The following is a 2,591-nucleotide window of genomic DNA, read 5'->3' on the forward strand; positions in this document are numbered from 1 at the left end:
GGCAGGTGGCCGGCGGCGGCCGCGTCGGGTTCCTGGGCCATCGCAGCGTGTTCGACACGCCGTTCACGCAGGCGAACTATACGGAGGCGCTACTCCGCAACCAGCAGGCCCAGACCCTGGCCGACGTGTTCGCGAACAACCCCTCCGTCCGCGACCAGCAGCCGCCCTTCGCCTCGCAGCCGAGCAGCTTCATCCGCGGCTTCTACGTCAACTCCCGCGACTACGCGTTCGACGGCCTCTACGGCATCACGAACGTGTACCGGCCGGCGGTGGAGGGGCTCGAGCTGGTCGAGATCCTGAGCGGCCCGGGGGCCTTCCTGTACGGCTTTCCGCCCTCCGGCAGCGCCGTCGGCGTCATCAACCTCGTCCCCAAACGGGCCGCCGAGACGCCGCTGACCCGCGTCACGGCGCAGTATCTCTCCACCGGCAATGCCGGCGGGACTTTTGACGTCGGCCGGCGCTTCGGGGAGGGCGATGCGGTCGGCGTCCGGATCAACGGGGCCTACCGCAACGGATCGACCCCGATCGACCACCAGAACCTGGGCCTCGGCTTCCTGTCGCTCGGGCTCGACGTCCGGGGCGAGGCCGTGAGGCTCAGCCTCGATGCCGGCTACCAGCACCTCGACCTCGACGCCGAGAGCAACAGCCTCACGGTCCTTCCGGGCGTCCGGATCCCGCGGGCGCCCAAGCTGACCCGCAACGTGCAGCAGCCCTGGGAGCGCTCGGATCTCGAGCACGGTTTCGGCGTCCTGCGCGCGGAGTACGATCTGGCCCCGGACGTGACGCTGTTCGGCGCGGTGGGCGGCTCGCTGGCGACGCGCGACTTCTTCCGGACGCAGTCGACGCTCACGGATGCCGCCGGCAGCCTGCGGCAGCAGATCCGGACCGTCTCCGCCGACAACCAGCAATGGACGGGCGAGGTCGGCCTGCGGGCCCGGATCGACACCGGGCCGGTCCGGCACTCGGTCGCCGTCGTGGCGACGCATTACGCGATGCGCGAGCCCTTCGCCACCGCGGTCGGGGCGCGGCAATTCCGGTCCGCCCTGTACGCGCCGATCCTCGTCGCCAGGCCGACCCGGCCCATGCCGAGCCCGAGCGTGACGACCCTGTCGGCGCTGGACGGGCTCGCCGTCACCGACACGGCGTCGATCCTCGACGGGCGCATCCAGGCCATCGCGGGCGGCCGCTTCCAGGACGTGACGCGCGACCTGGCCTTGCCGAACGGCGGCTACTCGGCGCGCTACGACACATCGGGCTCGACCCCGGTCGCCGCGCTGATCGTCAAGCCGTGGGAGAACCTGTCCCTGTATGCCAGCTACGCCGAGGGGTTCGGCTTCGGGCCCAGCCCGCCCGCCACCGCGGCCAATGCCGGCACGACGTTCCCGCCGGTCAGGACCAGCCAGATCGAGACCGGGGCCAAGCTCGACCTCGACCCGGTCGGGCTCACCCTGGCGTTCTTCGAGATCGCGCAGCCCTCCGGGATCCTCGATCCCAGGACCCGGATCTTCAGCCTGAACGGCGAGCAGCGCAACCAGGGCATCGACCTGAACGTGTTCGGCGCCCCGGCCGAGGGCGTCCGCGTGCTCGGCGGACTGACGCTCCTCGACGGGCGGCTCAGCAGGACGGCCGGGGGCCTGTTCGACGGCCACGTCGCACCGGGCGTGCCGAACGCGCAGGTCAACCTCGGCGGCGAGGTGGATCTGCCGGCCTCGATCCTCGCCGGCGTGACCCTGACCGGGCGGGTGATCTACACGTCCGCACAATACTACGATCAGGCCAACACGCAGAAGATCCCGGACTGGACGCGCCTGGACCTCGGCATCCGCTACAGCTTCACGGCGAACGGGACGCCGCTGACGGCCCGCTTCAACGTCGAGAACGCGGCCGGCGCCCGGTACTGGGGCTCGTCGGCCCAGGGCGCGCTCAGCTACGGCACGCCGCAGACCTTCCTGGCGTCGCTGTCGGCGGATTTCTGACCGCCCGACGAAGGGACCCCCGCCGGCGATTCCATGTGGTGCCTCGTCCGGTGCTCCCGGGTGTCTGCCGGCGTCGACGCACCCGCGCGTCGAAAGCATCCGCCGCCTCGGCCGACCGGAGAAGGACCCTTCCGGCAACCCTCTCACAGGTTTTCAACGAGACCCGTCGATTGATAAGCAGATCACAGCCTCAGTTCTTTATAGTATCATTCATACAAATATATAATATTTTTAGGAACAATCTCGACATAAATGTTCTCAACGGGCGGAGAACCGGTCTCGTTTACCCTGTAATCGTTATAAGTAAGATGAAATAGTTTCAAGTCTACGTTGCTTTACATTCGAACGCGCGTTACGGCCGGACCCTATCATCATCGAACGGCCCAGTTTAATGCTCGACACAGCTTTAATATCTTGCACTTCTGACGATCAAAACCGTGTCGATCGATTGCAGACCGCGCGCAATCGCTTCGTACAAGCCTTGCTGACGGCCGTATCCCTGGCTGTGCTTTGCCCCGCCGCGATGGCACAGCCCGCGATGCTGCTCGACGAACTCTCGGTTGAGGCCCGCGGCGGAACCGCACCGAATGCCGGTTCGCCGCCGCCGGGCGGCAC

2 protein-coding genes are annotated in these 2,591 nt (G+C 67.8%); both read left to right on the forward strand.

The genetic code is table 11. The features are described 5' to 3' along the window. A partial coding sequence (locus FV228_RS26560) for a TonB-dependent receptor (protein ID WP_147857264.1) occupies positions 1–1,976 on the forward strand: 1,976 nt, incomplete at its 5' end. Positions 1,977–2,367: 391 nt separating this feature from the next. Next, a partial coding sequence (locus FV228_RS33820; RefSeq protein ID WP_210247823.1) for a hypothetical protein occupies positions 2,368–2,591 on the forward strand: 224 nt, incomplete at its 3' end.

It is taken from the genome of Methylobacterium sp. WL18, from assembly GCF_008040015.1.
GTDB lineage: Bacteria > Pseudomonadota > Alphaproteobacteria > Rhizobiales > Beijerinckiaceae > Methylobacterium > Methylobacterium mesophilicum.